Source organism: Saccharothrix mutabilis subsp. mutabilis (assembly GCF_039521145.1).
Lineage (GTDB): Bacteria > Actinomycetota > Actinomycetes > Mycobacteriales > Pseudonocardiaceae > Actinosynnema > Actinosynnema mutabilis.
This window is the reverse complement of the sequence record NZ_BAAABU010000023.1, coordinates 59,959-79,978: the sequence shown is the minus strand read 5'-3', so window position 1 is coordinate 79,978 and position 20,020 is coordinate 59,959. Positions and strand designations below refer to the sequence as shown.

Below are 20,020 nucleotides of genomic sequence, written 5' to 3'. Positions count from 1 at the left end.
GCGGTTCAAATCAAACCGCGTTGGCGCGCAACGACAACAGCGTCACGGCGTTGGCTCACGCCCAGCTTGCGGTAGATGCCACGCAAGTGCGTCTTCACCGTGTTGACCGACACGTACATCGAGTCCGCGATCTCCTCCGCCGTCCGCATCGACGGCAACTCCACCAGCAACGCCCGCTCCCGCGTGGTCAGGGCTTCGGGTTGGCCGGTGGACGCCGTGGGGACCGTGGTCATCACCGCGGTGGCGAAGCGGTCCAAGCGGCCGAAGCGGCCGGCGCCCCGTGCCAGCAGGTCGCGGACGGGTTTGCCCGCGTTGTAGAACGGGCGTAGCGCGTGCAAGGGTTCGGCGGCGGCCAACGCCTTGCGCAGCGCGTCGTGGGCCTGTTGCGGGCTCCCGTCCCGGGCCAGCAGCGCCACCTCCAGGACCCAGGCGTCCACCAGGGTTCCGGGCACGACGGCGGCCGACTCCCCGCGCAGCACGGGTTCCAGGCACTTGCGGGCCTGTGCGGCGCGGCCCCGGTGGGACAGCAGCACGGCTTGGACCAGCGCGAGTTCGGCGGACTCGCCGGTCAGCGACTCCACGTACGCCGCCAGGTCGGCCGCCCACTGCTCCTCCCCCACTCGCAACGCCATGCGCTGCGCCGTCGGCACGGCCTCGGCCGCCAGGTGCGGCGACACCTGCCGGTCGGTGAAGCCCCGCCACTGCTTCCACAGCGTGGACACCACCGCGTGCGGGTCGTCGGCGCGTTCGAACGAGGTCGTCGCGCACACCACCGCCACCGCCAGGGCCACGGTCCGGTCGGCCGCCTCCGGCAACGCCGCCACCGCGCGGCCCGCCAGCGCGCGGGCCGTGGCGTCGTCCAGGCGGCGGTGGGCGTCGGCGGCCAGGACGGTGTGCACCACCGCGCTCGCCGGCCGGTTCTCCCAACCGTGCGCGGAGATCAGGTCGAGCGCGCGGTCGCCGCGGTGGGCCACGGCCTGGGGGTCGCCGTTGAGCGCCGACACGACCGCCAAGTGCGCCAGGCACTCCAGCGCGGCGTGGTCGAACCCGCCGCGCACGGCCGCGTCCAACGCGTGCCGCAGATCCCCTTCGGCCTCGGTCAGGCGACCGGTCCACAGTTCGGCGATGCCGCGCTCGCGGCGCGACAGCACGTCGAGGGCGTCGTTGCCGGTGCGACCCGCCGGTGTCGCGGCCAGGGCGGTCAGCGCGGGGGCCAGGTCGCCGTGGTACCTGGCGCGCTGCAAGCGGACCGCGGCGTGCAGCGCGCGCATCCGGTCGGAGGTGAGCGCGCCGTCGGCGATGTGCCCGAGCAGCCAGTCCACGGCGGTCAGGTCGCCCGCGTCCAACGCCGCCGCCGCGCCGACCAGGGCGGCCGGGGTCCGCCCGACCAGGGTCTGGGGCGCGGCGCTGAGCAGTTCGTGCAGGCGGGGTCCGTGGCCGCTCAGGACTTCGGCCAGGCCGTCGCGGCCGACGACGTCCGCGGTGAGGTCGGGGCGTTCACCGTGCACGGCGTGTTCCAGGGCGTCCAACGGCCGGCCGTGGTCGCGGTGCCACGTCGCCGCCGCGTGGTGCAGGCGGGCGCGGTCGCGGGGGCGGACGCGGTCCAGTTCGGCGGACAGGTGGTCGCGCAGCAACGGGTGGCACCGGAACCGCACCCCGTCCTCTGTGGACACCAGCGCGTGCCGGCGGGTCAGCTCCTGGAGCAGGCGGCCGGCTTCGGGTTCCTCGGCGACGGCGGCGGCGAGGTCGGCGGAGACCTCCGCGCACACGCTGGTCGCCACCAACAGCGAGCGGGCGCGGTCGCCGTGCGGCGCCAGCACCTCCTCGGCGAGGTAGTCGGCGACCGGGGGCAGCGCGCCGGTGAACCCCGTCGGCGGCACGGACCCGGTCAGCGCCAGCGCCGCCAGCCGCAGCCCGGCGGTCCAGCCGTCGGTGACGCGCAGGACGTGGTCCACGTCCCGCGCGTCGAGTCTCAACTCGTGGTGGGCCAGCAGGCGCTCGGTCTCCTCGCGGGTGAACGCCAGGTCCCGCTCCCCCACCACGCGCAGCCTGCCCTCCAGCAGCAGCCGGGACAGCCGCAGCGGCGGCGCGTGCCGGCCCGCCAGCAGCAGCCGCAACGGTTCGGGCGTGTGCCGCACGAGCAGTTCCAGGCCGCGCAACGCGGTCCGGTCGTGCAGCAGGTGCACGTCGTCGACCACCAGGCGCACCGGGGCGGCGAGGTGGTCCAGCGCGGCGATCAGCAGCGCCGGGAAGTCCGGTCCGGACGGCGGCGGCAGGTCGGGCGCCTCGCCGCCGAGGGCCTCGGCCAGCGCCTCGCGCACCGCCGACCACAGGTAGGGGGCGGTGTTGTCGTGCGGGTCCAGGGTCACCCAGGCCACGCGCCCGGTCGCGGGCCGGCGCGCCCACATGGCCAGCGCCGTGGTCTTGCCCGCGCCCGCCGGTCCGGTCACGACGGTGACCGGTGGCGCGGCGGAGGTCGCCGCGGTGTGGGCGTCCAGCAGCGCGGTGAGCCGGTGCCGGTGCACCATGGGCGCCTCGGCGAGCGGGACGCGCAATTTGGGCGGCGCCACCGGGTGGCCGGTGCCTTCGGGGTCTTGCCGCTCCGCCATGTCGTCGCCTCTCTGCTCTTCCTGCGTGCCGGTTGATCGCGTGCGGCGGGTGCTGACGATCATCGGCGGTGTGGTCACGGGCCTTCCTCACCCTCGGCGGGTGACGCTTGATCCGTTCTGGCACAACGGTTGCCCGGGATCGGCGAACGGAGCCACCGGCGCGGTGCGATCGCCCGCCCGGCGGCGTCCGAACGGGGTCTGCGCTGTGACGGTGATCACGCCACTGTGGCCGGTCGGGTCGCGGACGGCGTGCCCCGCGCGGACGACGAGGTCGCGGCCAGGCGCAGGCCGGCCGCCACGCCGCCGGTCAGCCGCACCAGCTCGGCGAGGTCCGGCGAGGACAGCGCGACGCCGTGCGCCGTCAACATCTGCCGCGCCTCGTCCTCGGTGAACGCCAGGTCGGCCGCGCCGATCTCGCGCAGCCGGCCGTGCGCGCGCAGCCACGGGCGCAGCGGCGAGGGCGTGCGTCCGGCGAGGACCAGCCGCAGCGACGGGTGCCGGGCCAGGGCCGCGAGCAGCCGCGCCGACGGGCGTCCGGCGAGGACGTCCACACCGTCCAGTGCCAGGCACAGCGCGGGGCCGCCGCGGCGCGGCCGAGGTGCCAGCCACACCAGCGGCGACCCGCCCGCGCCGGCCACGGCGTCGTGCACGGCCCGGCTGAACGCGGCGGGCTCGCCGTGCGCCGGCGTGAGCGGGACGACGGCGACCGGCGACACGTCCCCGGCCACCCGGTCGGCGCACCGCGCGGCCCAGCTCGTCAGCAGCGCGGTCTTGCCCGCGCCGGCCGGGGCCCGCACCAGGGTGACCCGGCCGTCGTCGCGGTCCAGCGCGGCGAACAGCCGTTCCCGCGCGAGCAGTCCGGTCACGGGCACGACGGCACCGCCGGGACCGACGGCTCGGTCAGCGCGGCGGCCAGCCGCAGCACGGTGCGCGGCACGGCGGCCAGCAGCACCGCCGCCGCGACCACCGCGCCGCCCGCGCCGCACGGCAGCCGACCCGCGTGCCGCTGCGCGACCAGCGGCACCAGGGCGATCAGGACGCAGAGCAGGACCAGCCGACGCCGGCCCCCGGACGCACGTGCCACGCGGTCACCCCCGGTCAGGCGTCGGCGAACATCTCGCGCAGGGAGCGCTCCTGCTCCGGCGAGAGGTTGGTGAACAGCAGTTCCGGGGGGCTCGGCCCGGCGAAGGCGTCGCGGACCTTGTCCAGCACCGCCCCGGAGGTCAGGACGAACAGCGCGGACGTGCCCGGGACGACCCGGTCGCGCACCTCGCGCAGCAGGTCGTCGTCGATCCCGACGTCCACGAGCTTGCCGCCGGCCGCGCCCGCCGCCGCGCCGACCGCCGCCCCGAAGAACGGGACCAGGAACAGCAGGCCGAACAGCAGCCCCCAGAACGCGCCGGTCAGCGCGCCGCGCCCGACCAGGTCGTGCAGCTGGCGGATCTTGGGCTTCTTGCGGTCGTGCGGCCAGGTCACGACGGCGGCGTCGTGCACCGCGACGAGCCTGCTCTTGGCCAGCGACTCCAGCGTACGGGCGGCGTGGTCGGCGCCCTCGGCGGTGTCGAACTTCCAGATGGTCAGCGTTGCCATGTCACCTCTCCGATCTCCGGTCCCAACGCCGCTCCGGCGCGGGTGAGCACGTCCGCCGCCGCGCGCAGGCGGGCGACGACGCGGTCGTGGTGGCCGTCCAGCTCGGCGGCCCGCTCCCGGGCGCGGGCGGCGGCCTGCTCGGCTCGGCGCGGGCGACGGTCCGCTCGGCTCGGCGCGGGCGCGGGCCGCGGTCTGCTCGGCCTGCGCGGCGCGGGCGCGGGCTTGGGCCTCGACCCGGTCGGCGAGCAGGTCCGCGCGGCGCAGCGCGGCGGCACCAGCCCGTCGGTCACGAGGGCACCACCGCCAGCGGGTAGCGGCACAGCGCGCCGACGCCCGCGGGCAGCGCGCCGGGCCGCAGCACCCGCACCGGCACGCCGCCCAGCAGCGCCGACCGCACGGCCACGTCCACCGCCGGCCCCGAGCGCCACGCCACGTGGGGCCGGTCGAGCACCTGGCGGGCCGACGCGCCGAACCACCCGGTGGCCGGGTCGGCTACCGCCCGGTCCACCAGCAGCTCCCGCACCCGGCCGCGGGCCAGGGCCGCGAGCGTGGGGCCGACGCCCCGCACGGCGTGGCCGGGGACCGCGGACCGCTCGTCGAACTCGGCCACGCTGCGCGCCGCCCACAGCCGCGCCGTGGACCGCGCCACCTCCGCCAGCCGGTCCGGCCCCGGTTCGCGCACCCGCCGCACGGTCACGTCCGGCCCGAACGCCGTCCGCAACGCCTCGGCCAGCGGTTCCCCGCCGTGGACCACGACCAGCCGCGCGCCGCACCGGTCCACCGCGTCCCGGCACGCCGCGACCGCCGCCCGCGGCCGGCACCACACCGACTCGCGCCCGGACGCCGCCAGCCCGCCGGGCACCGACGCCACCTCGACGCTCGCGTGCCGCGCGTCCACCACGACGCACGGCGGGCGTTCCTGCGCCCACGCCACCAGCGGCAACACCCGCGCCGGCGCGCCGTACCGGGCGGTGTCGGGGCCACGCCGGCCCGGCATCGGGTACACCGCCGGCACGTGGCCGCCGTCGGCGAACACCGCGACCGGCGTGTCCGGCTCGTCCGGCACGGCGACCAGGAAGTCCACGACGGTCGCCTCGTCCGCGCCGGCCGCGCGCAACGCGTCGACCAGCGCGGCCGCGCGGTCGCCCCACGGCGCGTCCGACTGTCCCAAGTAGATGGACGCGACCGGGTGCAGCGGGCGGACCACGTCGGCGAGCCGGTGCGGTCCGAGCAGAACGGGTGTGCGCACGGGAGTTGCTCCTCACGGGAGGGGTGTGGGGGTCCGGTGGCGCCGGACCGTCGCGCGCGGCGCCACGACCCGCGCCCCGACCGCGGGCCGTGGCGTCGCGCGTTCCGCGACGACCGGACCGGCGCCACCGGTGCGGCGGGGACCGAGACCGCGAAGCCCCCCGAGGCCCGCGCCGCCCCACCAGCGTCACGACGGCGACCCGGGCGGGGCGACACCCGTGGCGGGTGAACGCGCACGCCGGCCCACCCGACGCGGGTGAGCCGCCGGCGCCGGCCCCGGTGCGACCGTCGCGGCGGACCGGGCGCGACCGCGCCCGGCGACCGGGACCACGGGTGGGCGGGGGCGTGCCGCCGCTTCACCCGGAGAGGGTGAACATGCGGCGTGGAGGAGGGGTGGCGCCGTTGGCGCTCGCGCAGTTCGTCGCGAGTTTCGCCGCGACCACCATGACGGTGTCCATCAGCGCCATCGCGGACGGGCTGGCCACGCCGGTGTCCGGCGTCCAGGCCACGATCACGCTGTTCACGCTGGTCATGGCGGCGTTGATGGTGCCCGGCGGGAAGTTGACCGACGTGTGGGGGCGCAAGCGGTGCTTCACCGCGGGGCTCGCCGTGTACGGGGCGGGGGCGCTGGTGGCGGCGCTCGCGCCCGGACCGTGGGTGCTGTTGCTGGGCTACTCGGTGCTGGAAGGGGTCGGGTCGGCGCTGATGATCCCGCCGGTCTACGTCCTGGTGACGGTGCTGTTCGGCGAGGTGGCCGAGCGGGCGCGGGCGTTCGCGGTGGTCAGCGCGGCCGGCGGGGTCGGCGCGGCGGCGGGGCCGCTGCTGGGCGGGCTGCTGACCAGCGCGTTCGGGTGGCGCACGGCGTTCCTGTTCCAGGTGGCCGTGGTGGCGGCGATCCTGGTGGCGGCACGGGGGCTGCGCGATCCGGGGCCTTCCGGCGCACGTGGGGACGGGCCGCCGGCGCGGTTCGACGTGCCGGGCGCGGTCCTCTCGGGCACGGGGTTGTTCCTGGTGGTCCTGGGCGTGTTGCGGTCGGGGTGGGTGTTCGTCGGGCTCGGGGTGCTGGTCCTGGGCGCGTTCGGGTGGCACATCACGCGCCGCCGCGACCCGCTGTGCCCGCCGGAGCTGTTCCGCGACGCCCGGACCGTGCTCGGGCTGGCCACGCAGGTGGTGCAGTGGCTGGTGCTGCAGGGCGCCTTCATCGTCCTGTCGGTGTACGCGCAGCGCGTGCGGGGGCTGGACGCGGTGGGCAGCGGGCTCGCGCTGGCGCCGGTCACCGCCGGGGTGCTCGTCGCCGCGGCCGTCGCCGACCGCCTGGCCCGTCGGCTGCCGCTGCGCCGGGTCGTGCGGGTCGGGTTCGCCGTGACGGTCGTCGGCGTGGCGCTGCTGGTGGCGCCGGTGCGGCACGACTCGGGGTTCGCGGCGTTCCTGCCCGGCCTGCTGCTCGGGACCGGGGTGGGCACGATGCTGACCGCGTCGGTGACGCTGGTGCAGTCGGCGTGGCCGCCCCCGGCGCAGGGCGCGGTGTCCGGGGTGTCGCGGGCGGTGTCCAACCTCGGGTCGTCGTTGGGCACGGCGCTGGCCGGGGCGGCGGTGGCGGCCACCACGGCAGGCCCCTACGCCTCGGCGCTGGCGGTGTTCGGCGGGCTGGCGGTGGTGGGGTTCGGCCTGGCGCTGCTGCTGCCGCGTCAGCCGTCCTGACCGGAGATCCGGCGGCGGCGCTCCGCCACGGCCCGGACCACCAGCCGGGCCACGCCGCCGACCAGCACCACGCCCCCGCACATCTGGACGGTCACGGCGAGCCGGGCCGCGCCCGTGACCGGCGCGATGTCGCCGAAGCCGACCGTGGCGAACACGGTGACGGCGAAGTAGGCCGCGTCGAGCCGGTCCAGCGGCTCGCTGAACGCGCCGGCGTCCACAGTGGACAGCGCGTGGTAGGCGTTGGCGAACACCAGCACGAACAGCACCGCCACCACGACCAGCGCGCGGACGCCCCGCCGCACGGGGTGGCGGGACCGGCCGATCGCCCGCAACTGCCACAGCAGCACCAGCGCCACGACCGCCAGGCCCGCCACCACCGCCCCGGTCACGGGAACCGGGCCCCCGCCGCGGTGAGCCGGTCCAGCGCCGGCTCGTCCAGGGCGTCGCGGGTGAGCAGCACGAGCACCGACGAGCCGCGCGTGACGTGCCGGCGGCCGGCGCGGACGGCGTCGTCGGACAGCCCCGGCCGGGTCAGGCACGCGGCCAGCAGCCCGACCACCGACCCGACCACCGCGCCGAGCACGGGGGCGAGCAGCGGCAGACCGGCCACCAGGCCCCAGAACGCGCCCGCGAGCACCGCGTCGCCCACGACCCGGCCGGGCCGGCGCACCTCGGGCAGGGCGTGGTCGGGCAGCCACGACACGACCGCCGCGTCCTGCACCGCGTGGTGCCGGTCGTGCAGCAGTTCCAGCGCGTTCTCCGCCCCGTCCGGCGCGGGGAACCACCACGTCGTCACCACGGCCACGCCACACCGCCCTCCAGCGCCCGGTCCAGCGCGACCGCGGCCTCCACCAGGGCCAGGTGCGTGAACGCCTGCGGGAAGTTGCCCAGGTGCGCCCCCTCCGGGCCCAACTCCTCCGCGTACAGGCCGACCTCGCCGGCGTGGGTCAACGCCTTCTCGAACACCAGCCGCGCCTTCGCCGTCCGGCCGGAGCGGGCCAGCGCGGACACGTAGTCGAACGTGCACAGCGAGAACGTGCCCTCGACGCCGTCCAACCCGTCCGGCGAGGCGACCGGGTCGTAGCGCAACACCTGGTCGTCCAGCACGAGATCACGCTCGACGGCGTCCAACGTGGACAGCCACCCCGGGTCGTGCGGCGCGACGAACCCGACCCGGGCCAGCCGCAGGACGGACGCGTCGAGCACGTCGGAGTCGTAGCGCTGCGCGAACGCCCGCCGCCCCGGGTGCCAGCCGCGCCGCCACACCTGCTCGTGGATCGCGTCCCGCGCCGCGCGCCACCGCTCGACCGGCGCGGGCAGCCCCTGCTCGGCCGCGATGCGCAGACCGCGGTCGAACGCGACCCAGTTCATCACCCGGCTGTAGACGTGGTCGTGCCGGCCGCCGCGGGTCTCCCAGATGCCCTCGTCGGGTTGGTCCCAGTTGTCCTCCAGCCAGTCCAGGACCCCCGACAGCGCCCGCCAGCCGCGCCGCCCGACGCGCAGGCCGTGCCCGTGCGCCCGGTGCAGGGCGTCGAGCAGTTCGCCGTGGACGTCGAGCTGGAGCTGGTCGCCGGCGGCGTTGCCGACGCGGACCGGACCCGAGCCGCGGTAGCCGGTGAAGTGGTCCAGCACCCGCTCGGGCACGTGCGGCGAGCCGTCCACCCGGTAGAGCACCTTCAACGGGCCGTTCTCGTACCGGTCGGCCAGCCAGCGCGCGAACGCCGCCGCCTCCCCGGTGAACCCCAGTTCCAGCAGGGAGGACACGGCGAAGGACGCGTCACGCACCCACGTGTAGCGGTAGTCCCAGTTGCGCTCGCCGCCGACGCGTTCGGGCAGCGCGGCCGTCGGGGCGGCCACCATCGCGCCCGTGGGGGCGTAGGTGAGCAGCTTCAACGTGATCGCCGACCGGTTCACCGCCTCGCGCCACCGGCCCCGGTAGGTCGACCGGGCCAGCCAGGCCTGCCAGAACGCGACCGTCCGCGCGAACTCCTCCTCCACCTCGGCCACCCGCACCGAGCGCGGCGGGCTGCCGGGGTTGGTCTCCAGCACGATCCCCCGCACCTGGCCCTCCGCGAGCGTGAGGACGCCGTGCAGGTCGTGGTCGGCGCGCAGGTCGGTCGGGCGCGGGTCGCCGGGTTCGCGGACGGTGTGCAGCACCAGCGTGGTGTCGAGGTTCTCGAAGACCGCGCCGTCGTCGGTGAGCACCGTCTTGTGCGGGCCGGCGCCGTACTCGAAGCGCGGCACCACGTCCAGCGCGAAGTCCACTTTGCCGCGCACGCACCGGGCCATGCGCACGAGCTTGCGCCGGTTGGTCGCGGTCGCGCCGGCGGGCGGCATGAAGTCCACCACCTCGCCGACACCGGTCGCGGTGGTGAACCGGGTGATCAGCGCGGCGGTGTCGGGGAAGTAGAGCTGGCGGCCGGGCCGCCGGTCACCCGCCGGGCCGATCCGGCAGTACCCGCCGCGCTCGCGGTCGAGCAGGGCGGCGAAGACGCTCGGCGAGTCGAACCGGGGGACGCACCACCAGTCCACGGTGCCGTCCGCCGCGACGAGCGCCGCCGTCTGGAGGTCGCCGACCAGGCCGTGGCCCTCGATCGGCGGGAAGTCGTGCTCTCGTTCGGTCATGCGGACGACGCTGTCCGCCCGCAGGCCCCCCGGCCTCACCCGGCACGGGCGAAGATCCACGCCGCCACCCGCCGGCACGGTGCCGCTCGACGCAAGAGCCGATGGCGGACCAGGCGGTGCCGGGCGGCTCGACAGGCGCGGCGGGCGGCCCGGCACGCGCGGCACCCGCGGCACGCGCCCCGGCAAGCCCCGCACCCCCGGCACGCGACCCGGCAAGCCCGGCACCCCCGGCACGCGGCCCGGCAAGCCCGACACCCCCGGCAGGCAGCCCGGCGCAACGGCGAGCGACTCGCCCAGCGCGGCGGTGCTCGTGGACGTCGACCCGCGTGCCCGGTGGGTCACCGCGTTGGTGCGTTCCGCCCGTGACGGGTGAGGAAATCCGGCCCCGCCCCCACGACCGTGGTCGGCGTGATCCACCGACCGGAGGGAACCGACATGGCAGAGCAGACGTGGCCGAGCCGGCCGAGGGCCAGCGCGTGGACCGGCTGGATCGGCTTCGCGGCCATCATGATGATCGTCATCGGGGCGTTCAACGTCATCGAGGGCGTGGTCGCGCTGTTCGACGACGAGTACTACGTGGTCGGACCGGACAACGTCCTGGTGCTCGACCTCACCGGCTGGGGTTGGACGCACCTGGTCATCGGGGTGCTGATCGCGCTCGCCGGGGCGGCGCTGCTCACCGGAGCGGCGTGGGCGCGGGTGGTCGCGGTGGTGTTCGCGGCGCTCAACGCCGTGGTGCAGCTGGGTTTCGTGTCCGTGCAACCCGTGTGGTCGACCATCGTGATCGCGCTGTGCGTGGTCGTGGTGTGGGCGGTCGTGGTGCACGGCGACGAAGTGGGCGGCGCCCGGTGACCGGCGCGGAGCGGCAGCGGTTGGAGGAGGCCGAGGCGGGCGTGCCGTGGCGGCGCTGGGGTCCCTACCTGGCCGACCGGCAGTGGGGCACGGTGCGGGAGGCGCGGTTCGGCGGGGACGCGTGGTCGTCGTTCACCCACGACCAGGCCCGTTACCGCGCCTACCGGTGGGGCGAGGACGGGCTGGCGGGCATCAGCGACGACAAGCAGCGGCTGTGCCTGGCGCTCGCGCTGTGGAACGGCGTCGACCCGATCCTCAAGGAGCGCCTGTTCGGCCTGACCAACGCCGAGGGCAACCACGGCGAGGACGTGAAGGAGTGCTACTTCCACCTCGACGCCACGCCCACCGCGTCCTACCTGAAGATGCTCTACAAGTACCCGCAACGGGAGTTCCCGTACGCGGACCTGGTGTCGGTCAACGCCGCGCGCGGCCGGCACGACCCGGAGTACGAACTGCTGGACACGGGGATCTTCGACGACCACCGGTACTTCGACGTCGTCGTGGAGTACGCCAAGGCGGGCCCGGAGGACGTGCTGATGCTCGTCACCGCGCACAACCGCGGACCGGAGCCGGCGCGCCTGCACGTGCTGCCCACGCTGTGGTTCCGGCACACCTGGTCGTGGGCGGGCGGTGACGAGCGGCCCACGCTGGTCGACGCCGGCGGCGCGCTGCGCGCGGACGGCGCGGGCCTGGGCGCGCGGCGCCTGTCGGTGGACCCGCCGGCGTCGTTCCTGGTGACCGGCAACGAGACCGACGACGAACGGGTCTTCGGCTCGCCCAACGCGTCCCCGTTCGTCAAGGACGGCATCGAGCGGGCGGTCGTGCACGGCGACATGACCGCGGTGGACCCGGCCGGTGCCGGCACGAAGGCGGCGGCGGTGTGCGTGCTGGACCTCCCGGCGGGCGGCAGCGGCACGGTCCGGGTCCGGCTGGCCGACCGGCCGGCCGCGTTCGCCGACTTCGACGCCGTGCTCGCGGCCCGCCGCGCCGAGGCGGACGAGTTCTACGCCGACGTGCTGGCCGGCGACCTGACCGACGACGAGCGGGTGGTGGCGCGGCGGGCGTTGGCCGGGATGCTGTGGTCCCAGCAGTACTACGAGTTCGACGTGGAGCGGTGGCTGACCGAGCGCGGCGAGGACCCGCTGGGCCCGCCGACCACCCCGAACCACCTGTGGCGCCACCTGGTCGCCGAGGACGTCATCGCCATGCCGGACGGCTGGGAGTACCCGTGGTTCGCGGCGTGGGACCTGGCCTTCCACGCGGTGGCGCTGGCCGTGGTGGACCCGGCGCTGGCCAAGCGGCAGCTGGAGCTGCTGCTGGAACGCCGCTACCAGCACCCGACCGGGCAGGTCCCGGCCTACGAGTGGAACTTCGGCGACGTCAACCCGCCGCTGCACGCGTGGGCGGCGCTGTTCGTGCACGACCACGAGAAGGCCGTGCGGGGCCGGGGTGACCGGGCGTTCCTCGCGCGGGTGTTCCCCAAGCTGCTGCGCGACTTCGACTGGTGGCTCAACCGCAAGGACCCCGGCGGGCGCAACGTGTTCCAGGGCGGGTTCCTCGGGCTGGACAACGTCGGCGTGTTCGACCGCAGCGCCCCGTTGCCCACCGGCGGGCACCTCGACCAGTCCGACGGCACGGCGTGGATGGCGCTGGCCTGCCAGAGCCTGGTCCGGATCGCGCTGGAGCTGGCCGCCGACGACCCGGTGCACCTGGAGCAGGCGCAGGCGTTGCTGGAGAACTTCGCCTGGATCGCCGCCGCCGCGCGGCACGTGGAGCTGTGGCACGAGCAGGACGGGTTCTTCTACGACGTCCTGCGCCGCCCCGACGGGAGTTCGGTGCCGCTGGAGGTGCGTTCGGCGGTCGGGCTGGTGCCGCTGGCGGCGGCGACGGTGGTGGACGGCGCGGTGCGGCAGCGGTTCCCCGGGCTGGTGCGCGGCGCGACGGAGTTCCTGGACCGGCACCCGGCGGTGACCGCCGCGCTGTGGCGGCACGGCGAGCAGGCGCACGGGACCGGTCCGGTGCTGTTCGCCCTGTTCGACGAGCAGCGGCTGCGGCGGATCCTCGCGCGGATGCTCGACGAGGACGAGTTCCTGAGCCCGTACGGCATCCGGTCGCTGTCCAAGTGGCACCGCGACCACCCGTACGTGTTCACCGTGGACGATCGGGAGCTGCGGGTGTCCTACCTGCCGGCCGAGTCCGACAGCGGGATGTTCGGCGGCAACTCCAACTGGCGCGGGCCGGTGTGGTTCCCGGTCAACGTCATGCTGGTGCGCGGGCTGCTGAACCTGCACGAGCACTTCGGGGACGCGTTCACGGTGGAGTGCCCGACCGGGTCGGGCCGGTGGGCGACGCTGCGCGAGGTGGCCGAGGAGATCTCCGACCGGCTGGTGCGGCTGTTCCTGCCCGGCGCGGCCGGGCGGCCCGCGCACGGCGGCCGGGAGCTGCTGCGCGACGACCCGCACTGGCGGGACCTGGTGCTGTTCCACGAGTACTTCGACGGCGACACCGGGGCCGGGCTGGGCGCGAGCCACCAGACCGGGTGGACCGGGACGGTGGCGCTGCTGCCGCTGCTGTTCCGCGGGGCGGTGCGCCGATGAGCCCGCAACCCGTCGTGCACGAGGTGAACACCGCGCTGTGGCTGGCCGACCTGGGCCGGGCTCTCGGGCGGCCGGTGACGTTGGGCGAGGTGCCCGACGACGCGTGGGACGCCGTCGCGCGGCCCGGTGTGGACGCGGTGTGGTTGATGGGCGTGTGGGAGCGCAGCACGACCGGGCTGGCGCTGGTGGACACCGACACGCGGCGTTCGTTCCGGCGGGCGCTGCCCGACCTGCGGCCCGAGGACGTGATCGGGTCGCCGTACTGCGTGCGCCGCTACGAGGTCGACGAGCGGTTCGGCGGGCGGGACGGGCTGGCCCGCGCCCGTGCCGCCCTGGCCCGCCGCGGTGTGCTGCTGGTGCTGGACCACGTGCCCAACCACGTCGCGCCGGACCACCCCTGGGCGTCGTCGCCGGAGCTGGTGGTGCGCGGCGACCGCGCGGAGGACCCGGCGGCCTGGGTGGTCGTGGCGGACCGCGCCGTGGCCCGGGGCCGGGACCCGTACTTCCCGCCGTGGCCGGACGTCGTGCAGCTGGACGCCTTCTCCCCCGCGCTGCGCGAGGCGACCGTGGGGGTGTTGTCCGACATCGCCGAGCAGTGCGACGGGATCCGCTGCGACATGGCGATGCTGCCCACCAACGACGTGTTCGCCCGCACCTGGCGGGGCCGCACCGGTCCGCCGCCGGCGGACGACTTCTGGCCGACCGTGCTGGCGGGCCTGCGCGCCCGGCACCCGGACGTGCTGATGATCGCCGAGGCGTACTGGGACATGGAGTGGACGTTGCAGCAACAGGGGTTCGACCTGTGCTACGACAAGCGCCTCTACGACCGCCTGACCGGGTTGGACGTCGCCGGCGTCCGCGCCCACCTGCGGGCGGACCTGGCGTACCAGTCGCGGCTGGTCCGGTTCCTGGAGAACCACGACGAGCCGCGGGTGGCGGCCCGGCTGCCGCGCGAGGCCGTCCCGGCGGCGGCGGTCGTGCTGGCCACCCTGCCCGGCGCGACGCTGTGGCACGAGGGCCAGTTCGAGGGCCGGCGCGTCCGCCCGCCGGTGTTCCTCAACCGCGCTCCGGACGAGCCCACCGACCCCGCCCTGGCCGCGTGGCACCACCACCTGCTGACCGTCGCGCCGGGAGTGCGGACCGGGAGGTGGCAGCTCCTGGAGGCCGCGGGCCGGCCGGACAACCGGACCTGCGAGAACCTCCTGACCTGGTCGTGGACCGCGCCGGGGACGAGCCACGTGGTGGTCGTGAACTTCTCGCCGGCGCCGTCCCAGGGGCGGGTGCGGATGGACTGCGCTCCCGGCCCCACGCGGCTCACGGACGTGCTGAGGACGGAGACGTTCCACCGCGACGGGGATGAGCTGTCCACCGAGGGCCTCTACGTGGAGCTGCCACCCTGGAGCCACCACGTGCTGGAGGTGACCGCCGCCTGACGAGCGACCGGGTGCGGGTCGCGGTTGCTCCGCACCCGGCCGCGGTGACCGGGTGCGGAGCGCCGGCCGTCACACGGGCTGTTCGGACGGTTCAGGCGCGGGCTTGGCCGTGCGGCGCGCAAGCAGGGCGTCCACGACCAGGAACCCCAGCAGGCTCAAGCCGAACAGCGGCACGAACCAGCCCACGCCGGCCGCCACCACCAGCACGACCACCAGTTGCGCCCGCGGCACCTTGCGCCACTGGCCGCGCGGCACCGGGCGGCCGAAGCCGCGGGTCGGGCGGCGCTGCCACCACATCCGGTAGCCCAGGACCACCAGCACGACCAGGCCGGTCGGGGTGCCGCTGGTGTGGCCGGCGTGGTCACCGGAACCGGTCATGCTCAGCGCCGGCGTGGTCCAGCCGAAGGTCGCGCGCAGGTCGGCCACGTTCTCCCCGGCGTACTTCGACCAGGTCAACCCGGTGGCGGACAGGAACACCGCGCCGACCAGCACCCACAGGCCCAGCACGGCGTGGCGGCGCACGGCGGGTTTGGGCCTGGCCGCCCGCCGCCGGGCGAACCACAGCACCAGACCGCCCGACGCGACCACCCACAGCCAGGACGCGGCCAGCTCGCTGTAGCCGCGGCCGAACTCGCCGAGCAGCAGGTTGGCGTGCACCTGGTCGAGCACGGTCCGCAACGGCAGCACGCCGCTGGACCCGTAGGTGACCAGCTCGCCGACCACCGAGCCGGTGCCGGGGTCGACGAAGACGGCCAGCCGCTCGGACTCGCCGAGCGAGTCGGCGGTGAACAGGACCCGGGTGGTGGCGCCGGGTTCGGGCGCGGGCCGGACCGCGACGAGCGTGGCCGACGGCCGCGCCGCCACCGCCACCTCGACCTGCCGCGCCAGGACGTTGTCATGGCGAAAGCTCCTCAGGGTGTGCGGTAGCGCCATCGGTCCACAAAGGACGGTGGTGTGACTGGCTCGCTCACTTCCTCAGGAGACGGGCGGCCCGCGGCGCGGCACGGTGCGCCGGCGCGACACCTCGGCCAGCGGCTGCTCGGGGTGCCCGGCGATCGGGATGCGCAGCGGCGCGACCGCCGGCGGCGGCGACAACCGGCGCGGCACCACCGACGCCAACGCCGCCGCGAGCCGGAACACCGCGCGCTCCGCGCCCGTCAGCGCCCCGACCACGACGGCCGTGGCGAGCACGTGCGCGGACAGCATCGACGGCGACGGCAGGACCCCGTCGGGGTGGCGGCTCACCACGGCCAGGAACACGTGCATCGTGACCTGCACCGACACCACCAGCGCGACGATCTCGCCGAACCCGACCTGCCGGTCGGTCAACGGCCCGCAGGCCCACCCGACCACCGCGGCGAAGGCGAGGACGTGCGGCAACGCCGGCACGTGCCCACCCGCACCCGCGTGCACGACCACGGCCAACAGCCCGGACGACAACCCGATCACGCCACAGCGCGCCACGCGCACGGCACCGCGGGTCGGGGACGTCACGCTCCGCAGCGTATCGACCTCCGGCCCGCAGGCGAAGGCTCGCGCCCGGCGGGGGTGCGGGAAGCTGACCACGCACAGACCCTGCTGCCGATCCTCGCTCGGCAGGCTGCTTCACTCAGAGTAACTCCGCATGGCCAGATCTCGCCGTGACATCGCACTGTTCGACGCACCTCCCGCGCCGTGTCAGCGCTGTGACTGCCCGGTGTCAGGCGACGCCGTGATCGTTGCCCCCACCAGCGACAACGGGAGAGCAACCATGACCACCTTCCCCACCCCGACCCCGATCACAGCCAACCTCACCACCGCCGGCGCCCACGTGCGGGTCGTCGCGAGTGCACGGTCCGACACGGTCGTCCAGGTCCGGCCGCTGAACAGCGCGAACAAGACGGACGTGAGGGTCGCCGAGAAGACGAAGGTCGAGGTCTCCGACGGCGACTTGACGGTGGAAACCACCAGGTCCGGCGACAGGCGGGGTTCGGTGGCCATCACGATCGAACTACCGGCGGGGTCCAACCTGGTCCTGAACACGGCGTGGACGGATGTGCGGGCCGAGGGCGACCTGGGCGACTGCGACCTGAGCACCCTGTCCGGCTCGATCCGCCTGGACCGGGTGTCGTCGGTGCGCGGCAACGTCGTGGAGGGTGGCGTGGAGATCGGACACGTCGCCGGCGCCGTGGAGGTCGACGGCGGTGCCGGCGGCCTGCGCCTGGGTGAGGTCGGGGGCGCGATCCGCTACGCGGGCTCGTCGGGCGAGGTCTGGATCGGCCACGCCCACGCGGACGTGCGCCTCGGCGGGTCGAACGGCAGCTTCACGATCGACCGAGCGGACGGCAACGTCATAGCCGAGGGCGCGAACTGCCCGATCCGGGTCGGCCGGATGGCGGGCGGTCAGGCGCACCTGGCGAACGCGTCGGGCGGCATCGAGGTCGGGGTCGCAAGGGACGTGACGGCGGAGGTCGACGCGACCAGCACAAAGGGCACCGTCCGCAACACCCTGCCGACACCCACGACAGCCGCACCAATCCTGAAACTCCACGCCCGCACCCGTTTGAACGACATCCACATCCACCCGGCCACGAACTGACTCCGAGGTCCCACTCCGGTCGTTCGGCTGTCGGGCGCTCCCTGCCGAGGAGCGGCGAGTGGTGCCCCATGACCGCCGCACCCGCGCCCGCCGCGCCGCCGCTCCTGCCCTTGCGCCCAGCCCCCTGCCTTTCGCTCCTGGCCTCGCCTACCGGCCCGGGCTTCCGGTCACCGCTCCGGCTTCCGAGGTTGGTGTCCGGCGCTCGGCAATCGGGCTTCGGCGCTGGGTGTCGGGCGCTGGGCTCCGGCGTCGGGCACCCGACGTTCGGCGCTCGGCATCCGGCGATGGGACCCGGCGTTCGGGGTCCGGCGCTCGACACCCGGCGTCCGACGCTCGGCACCCGGCGTCCGGCACCCGGTACCGGCGCTCGGCGCTCGGGGTTCGGCGTCCGGGGTTAGGCGTCCGCAGCCCGGCGTCCGCAGCCCGGCGTCCGGCCTTCGGCCCGAGCATGACCGGCCCACCCACCGATCGCCGCAACCCTTCACCACACCAAAAATTTCAGTCAACCAAAAGTTTTACTTCACCGAAATGGAGTTTTCAGCAGCCATGAACAGCACAAGTGAGCGCGAGAACGGTGTCGAGCGGGGCTGGGAGAGGGTCGCCGACGTCTTCAAGGCGAACTTCGCCAACGGAGGCGAAGTGGGCGCGGCCTGCGCCGTCTACCTCGACGGCAAGCCGGTCGTGGACCTCTGGGACGGTCTCGCCGACCGCGACACCGCCAAGCCCTGGCGGGACGACACGATCGTCCAAGTCGCCTCCACCACCAAGGGTGCGACGGCGATCTGCGCCCACCTCCTCGTGCAGCGCGGACAACTCGACCTCGACGCTCCCGTCTCCCGCTACTGGCCCGAGTTCGGCGCCAAGGGCAAGGAAGCGATCCCCGTCCGCTGGCTGCTGTCCCACCAAGCCGGCCTGCCGATCGTCGACGGGCCGTTGACCTTCGAGCAAGCCTGCCAGTGGAACCCGGTCATCGAGGCCCTCGAAAACCAGGAGCCGTTGTGGCGGCCCGGCACCGAGCACGTCTACCACGGCGTGACCTTCGGCTTCCTCGTCGGCGAAGTCGTCCGGCGGATCACCGGCAAGTCGCTCGGCACCTTCTTCGCCGACGAGGTCGCCGCCCCGCTCGGCCTCAGCGCCTGGATCGGCCTCCCCGACACCGAAGAACCCCGCGTCGCCAAGGTGCACTACGCCGCACCCTTCAGCCTCGAAGAACTCATCGCCGGCATCATCGAGGCCACCGGGCTCGACGCCGACACGGTCAACGCCTGGGTCACCGCCGTCTGGGGCGAGGACTCCGTGCAAGCCCGCGCCGCGGAACTCGGTGGCGCGCTGGACAACTCGACCGCCTACCACGAGACGCGGGCGTGGCGCGCGGCCGAGTTCCCCGCTGCCAACATGCTCGCCGACGCCCGGTCCGTGGCCAGGATGTACGCCGCCACGGTCAGCGACGTCGACGGTCTCCGCCTGCTCAACCCGGACACGGTCACCACGATGACCGAGATCCACACCGACAAGAGCAGGATGCACGGCCTGCCGCCCGGCCTCGACCTCCCGGCGGACCGCTCGTTCAACATGTCCCTCGGCTTCTGGCGCGCCTGCCCGCCGATGCCGCTGCTGGGCCCCGGCTCGTTCGGGCACCCCGGTTCCGGCGGGTCGATCGGGTTCGCGGACCCCGACGCCCGGGTGGGCTTCGCCTACGTCACCAACCTGTGGAACTTCCGCGCCGACGACCCGCGCGCGGCCGGGCTGGTCAAGGCCGTTCGCTCCTGTCTCGGCTGAGCTACAGCGTCGCGACCCAGTCGACCACGGCTTGGTGGTAGTCGGGCGCGTTGGGCGCGTAGTTGATGGAGTGGCCGTAGCCGTCGAGGATGTAGGTGTGCAGGCGGGCCTCCGGGGCGAAGTACGGGGCCTCGGAGGCCCGCAGCGCTTCGGGTGACGAGCAGTCGCTGCCCAGCGGGGTGCCGCAGAAGTGGGTGTCGTTGCCGACCACGAGCATCACCGGGACGTCGATCGCGCGGCTGGCCGGGGTGACGATGTTGGTCAACGCGATGGTGTCCACGGCCTCCGTCGCGGCGAAGACGTCCTTTGTGGACTCGTCCACCGCGATGGCCTCCGGGACGTTCGGGCCGGGCGTGTGGAAGGCGGAGTACCGGGTGCCGGGGCTGGTGGTGAGGTAGCCGGCGTCCAGGCCCCGGCCGGCCAGTTGCGGGTCGAGCGCGGCGGGGATCATGCCGGCCAGGACGGGCAGCACGGTGATGTAGTTCATCCGGTGGGTCATCCCGGTGACCAGCACGCCGTCCACGTCGCGGTGCAGGCCGGCCTCGATCATCGCCATCGCCGCGCCGATCGAGTGCCCGCCGACGACGACGCGCTCGAACCGGGGCCGCAGCGTCTGCACGACCTGGTGCACGGCGTTGGCCTGGACGGTCGCGGTGACCAGGGTGCTCAGCGGCTTGGAGCTCTGGCCGGTGCCCAGCCGGTCCACGGCGAGGGTGGCGATGCCGGCGTTGTTCATCGCCTGCCGGTACGAGCGGGTGCCCGGCGTGTAGGAGATGTCCCAGTACGAGCTGTTGTACGTGCCACCGGGGATGAGCACCTGCACGGTCCGGGCGCCCTGCGGCGTGCACAGCCTGCCGTACATGGTCTCCACGGCCAGCAGGATCCGCACCGGCACCCGCACGTCCTCGCACGACACGGGGGCCGCCGTCGCCGCACCCGGCACCAGCCAGGTGGTCACGACCAGCAGCACGACGGCACAGATCCGACGGAGACTGTTCCAGGGCACGG

19 protein-coding genes are annotated in these 20,020 nt (G+C 74.9%); 7 read left to right on the top strand and 12 right to left on the bottom strand.

The annotated features are described in order from the left end of the window. Positions 1-5: 5 nt before the first annotated feature. The 6 genes from ABD126_RS32345 to ABD126_RS32320 form a co-directional block, all read right to left on the bottom strand. Positions 6-2,609, bottom strand: coding sequence for a winged helix-turn-helix domain-containing protein (locus tag ABD126_RS32345; protein ID WP_343938186.1), 2,604 nt, complete (start codon positions 2,607-2,609; stop codon positions 6-8). A gap of 215 nt (positions 2,610-2,824) precedes the next feature. Continuing rightward, positions 2,825-3,475, bottom strand: a complete 651-nt coding sequence (locus tag ABD126_RS32340) for a MalT transcriptional regulator family protein (RefSeq protein WP_343938184.1) — start codon at positions 3,473-3,475, stop codon at positions 2,825-2,827. Continuing rightward, a complete protein-coding gene (locus ABD126_RS32335; protein ID WP_343938182.1) occupies positions 3,472-3,693 on the bottom strand; it encodes a hypothetical protein in 222 nt (73 codons plus the stop codon). The genes ABD126_RS32340 and ABD126_RS32335 overlap by 4 nt, the downstream gene beginning before the upstream one ends. A 14-nt stretch (positions 3,694-3,707) precedes the next feature. After that, the gene (locus tag ABD126_RS32330; RefSeq protein WP_343938180.1) at positions 3,708-4,199 is read right to left on the bottom strand and encodes a DUF1269 domain-containing protein; all 492 of its coding nucleotides are present in this window, start codon (positions 4,197-4,199) and stop codon (positions 3,708-3,710) included. Then, the gene (locus ABD126_RS32325; protein WP_343938178.1) at positions 4,187-4,489 is read right to left on the bottom strand and encodes a hypothetical protein; all 303 of its coding nucleotides are present in this window, start codon (positions 4,487-4,489) and stop codon (positions 4,187-4,189) included. Before ABD126_RS32325 ends, ABD126_RS32330 begins: the two co-directional genes overlap by 13 nt. Next, positions 4,486-5,448, bottom strand: a complete 963-nt coding sequence (locus ABD126_RS32320; RefSeq protein ID WP_343938176.1) for a hypothetical protein — start codon at positions 5,446-5,448, stop codon at positions 4,486-4,488. Before ABD126_RS32320 ends, ABD126_RS32325 begins: the two co-directional genes overlap by 4 nt. A gap of 392 nt (positions 5,449-5,840) precedes the next feature. Here ABD126_RS32320 and ABD126_RS32315 point away from each other — a divergent pair, with 392 nt between their 5' ends. Continuing rightward, positions 5,841-7,148, top strand: coding sequence for an MFS transporter (locus ABD126_RS32315; RefSeq protein WP_343938174.1), 1,308 nt, complete (start codon positions 5,841-5,843; stop codon positions 7,146-7,148). Here the strand turns inward: ABD126_RS32315 and ABD126_RS32310 are convergent. From ABD126_RS32310 to ABD126_RS32300, 3 genes are read right to left on the bottom strand one after another with little or no spacing between them, the layout of a single operon-like run. Further along, positions 7,136-7,537: a potassium channel family protein gene (locus tag ABD126_RS32310; protein ID WP_343938172.1), complete on the bottom strand. Its 402-nt coding sequence runs from the start codon at positions 7,535-7,537 to the stop codon at positions 7,136-7,138. The two genes, ABD126_RS32315 and ABD126_RS32310, sit on opposite strands and share 13 nt — an antisense overlap. Further along, positions 7,534-7,944: a DUF1269 domain-containing protein gene (locus tag ABD126_RS32305; protein WP_343938170.1), complete on the bottom strand. Its 411-nt coding sequence runs from the start codon at positions 7,942-7,944 to the stop codon at positions 7,534-7,536. The genes ABD126_RS32310 and ABD126_RS32305 overlap by 4 nt, the downstream gene beginning before the upstream one ends. Then, positions 7,941-9,773, bottom strand: a complete 1,833-nt coding sequence (locus tag ABD126_RS32300; RefSeq protein ID WP_343938168.1) for a glycoside hydrolase family 15 protein — start codon at positions 9,771-9,773, stop codon at positions 7,941-7,943. Before ABD126_RS32300 ends, ABD126_RS32305 begins: the two co-directional genes overlap by 4 nt. Here ABD126_RS32300 and ABD126_RS32295 point away from each other — a divergent pair. The 4 genes from ABD126_RS32295 to ABD126_RS32280 all read left to right on the top strand — a co-directional run bounded on the left by ABD126_RS32295 (position 9,772) and on the right by ABD126_RS32280 (position 14,655). Beyond that, entirely contained in the window at positions 9,772-10,146 is a 375-nt protein-coding gene (locus tag ABD126_RS32295) for a hypothetical protein (RefSeq protein ID WP_343938166.1), read from the top strand. The two genes, ABD126_RS32300 and ABD126_RS32295, sit on opposite strands and share 2 nt — an antisense overlap. Positions 10,147-10,208: 62 nt before the next feature. Continuing rightward, positions 10,209-10,625, top strand: a complete 417-nt coding sequence (locus ABD126_RS32290; RefSeq protein ID WP_343938164.1) for a DUF7144 family membrane protein — start codon at positions 10,209-10,211, stop codon at positions 10,623-10,625. After that, positions 10,622-13,222 carry an MGH1-like glycoside hydrolase domain-containing protein gene (locus ABD126_RS32285; protein WP_343938162.1) on the top strand — a complete coding sequence of 867 codons (2,601 nt, stop codon included), beginning with the start codon at positions 10,622-10,624 and terminating at the stop codon, positions 13,220-13,222. The genes ABD126_RS32290 and ABD126_RS32285 overlap by 4 nt, the downstream gene beginning before the upstream one ends. After that, entirely contained in the window at positions 13,219-14,655 is a 1,437-nt protein-coding gene (locus tag ABD126_RS32280; RefSeq protein WP_343938160.1) for an alpha-amylase family protein, read from the top strand. The genes ABD126_RS32285 and ABD126_RS32280 overlap by 4 nt, the downstream gene beginning before the upstream one ends. 69 nt (positions 14,656-14,724) lie before the next feature. On the opposite strand, the gene ABD126_RS32275 is transcribed toward ABD126_RS32280, so the two are convergent. Beyond that, the gene (locus ABD126_RS32275) at positions 14,725-15,588 is read right to left on the bottom strand and encodes a PepSY-associated TM helix domain-containing protein (RefSeq protein ID WP_343938158.1); all 864 of its coding nucleotides are present in this window, start codon (positions 15,586-15,588) and stop codon (positions 14,725-14,727) included. Between the two features lie 42 nt (positions 15,589-15,630). Further along, positions 15,631-16,149 carry a hypothetical protein gene (locus tag ABD126_RS32270; protein WP_343938156.1) on the bottom strand — a complete coding sequence of 173 codons (519 nt, stop codon included), beginning with the start codon at positions 16,147-16,149 and terminating at the stop codon, positions 15,631-15,633. A 256-nt stretch (positions 16,150-16,405) separates the two neighbouring features. Between ABD126_RS32270 and ABD126_RS32265 the strand changes: the two genes are divergently transcribed. Continuing rightward, on the top strand, positions 16,406-17,233 hold the full coding sequence (locus tag ABD126_RS32265) for a DUF4097 family beta strand repeat-containing protein (RefSeq protein WP_343938154.1): 828 nt from the start codon (positions 16,406-16,408) through the stop codon (positions 17,231-17,233). Positions 17,234-17,779: 546 nt separating this feature from the next. Further along, positions 17,780-19,012 (top strand): serine hydrolase domain-containing protein, encoded by a 1,233-nt coding sequence (locus ABD126_RS32260; protein WP_343938152.1) that lies wholly within the window; start codon positions 17,780-17,782, stop codon positions 19,010-19,012. Position 19,013: 1 nt separating this feature from the next. Here the strand turns inward: ABD126_RS32260 and ABD126_RS32255 are convergent, their stop codons facing one another. After that, on the bottom strand, positions 19,014-20,018 hold the full coding sequence (locus tag ABD126_RS32255; protein ID WP_343938150.1) for an alpha/beta fold hydrolase: 1,005 nt from the start codon (positions 20,016-20,018) through the stop codon (positions 19,014-19,016). Positions 20,019-20,020: the final 2 nt, after the last annotated feature.

Coding starts and splice junctions, on each gene's coding strand:
- ABD126_RS32300 (WP_343938168.1), bottom strand. CDS start 9,773: ATGACCGAACGAGAGCACGACTTCCCGCCGATCGAGGGCCACGGCCTG.
- ABD126_RS32260 (WP_343938152.1), top strand. CDS start 17,780: ATGAACAGCACAAGTGAGCGCGAGAACGGTGTCGAGCGGGGCTGGGAG.
- ABD126_RS32290 (WP_343938164.1), top strand. CDS start 10,209: ATGGCAGAGCAGACGTGGCCGAGCCGGCCGAGGGCCAGCGCGTGGACC.
- ABD126_RS32280 (WP_343938160.1), top strand. CDS start 13,219: ATGAGCCCGCAACCCGTCGTGCACGAGGTGAACACCGCGCTGTGGCTG.
- ABD126_RS32265 (WP_343938154.1), top strand. CDS start 16,406: ATGACCACCTTCCCCACCCCGACCCCGATCACAGCCAACCTCACCACC.
- ABD126_RS32275 (WP_343938158.1), bottom strand. CDS start 15,588: ATGGCGCTACCGCACACCCTGAGGAGCTTTCGCCATGACAACGTCCTG.
- ABD126_RS32345 (WP_343938186.1), bottom strand. CDS start 2,609: ATGGCGGAGCGGCAAGACCCCGAAGGCACCGGCCACCCGGTGGCGCCG.
- ABD126_RS32295 (WP_343938166.1), top strand. CDS start 9,772: ATGCGGACGACGCTGTCCGCCCGCAGGCCCCCCGGCCTCACCCGGCAC.
- ABD126_RS32330 (WP_343938180.1), bottom strand. CDS start 4,199: ATGGCAACGCTGACCATCTGGAAGTTCGACACCGCCGAGGGCGCCGAC.